The organism is Cellulomonas telluris (assembly GCF_004886325.1).
In the GTDB taxonomy this organism is placed as follows: domain Bacteria; phylum Actinomycetota; class Actinomycetes; order Actinomycetales; family Cellulomonadaceae; genus Cellulomonas; species Cellulomonas telluris.
The window spans coordinates 1-558 of sequence record NZ_QXFN01000075.1; the positions used below are offsets into that span (position 1 = coordinate 1).

At 77.1% G+C, this 558-nt stretch carries 1 protein-coding gene; it reads right to left on the bottom strand.

The genetic code is table 11. The features are described from left to right. Positions 1 to 23: 23 nt before the first annotated feature. Positions 24 to 299, bottom strand: a complete 276-nt coding sequence (locus FB586_RS18810; protein WP_136520866.1) for a hypothetical protein — start codon at positions 297 to 299, stop codon at positions 24 to 26. Between the last annotated feature and the right edge of the window lie 259 nt (positions 300 to 558).

Genomic DNA, 558 nt, shown 5'->3' on the forward strand with positions numbered 1-558 from the left:
CCCGCCGCGCTGGAGCGTGCGGGCTACGACTTCGAGGACGAGGACGTGCGCGAGGTGCTGGCCGCCGCGCTCTCCTGAGCAACGCCAGCGTCACGCACCTCGTCCACCTGCCACGGTCGCCCCGGCTCGCGGGTGAGCACCACCCGCCGCGTGGACGCCCGGTCCCGCGGCAGCGTCACCGGGACGGCACCCCCGACCGCCACTCCCCCGGCCACCCGGTCCGTGACGACCAGCACGAGGCGGTGCGGACCACGCTCGAGCACCTCCAGCGAGAGCACCTGCGTCGTGAGGCCCTCCACCCGCAGGCCTCGCTCCCGGTAGTGCCGGAGCAGGCGTACGTCGGCCCGACCGGTGCGTGAACCGTCGGCATAGAGCCCGGCGAGGCCCGCGCCGTCGCCCTCGGCCCACGCCTGCGATCGGCGCGCGTCCCAGGCAGCGAGGACGGCGGCCGGTGACCCTCGGTGCACCCCGCCGTCCACCCCTCGATGCGCCCCTTGATCCACCCCGCCGCGGTCTCCCCCACGCTCGCCGCCGGCCGCCGCGCCGCCCTGCTCGGAC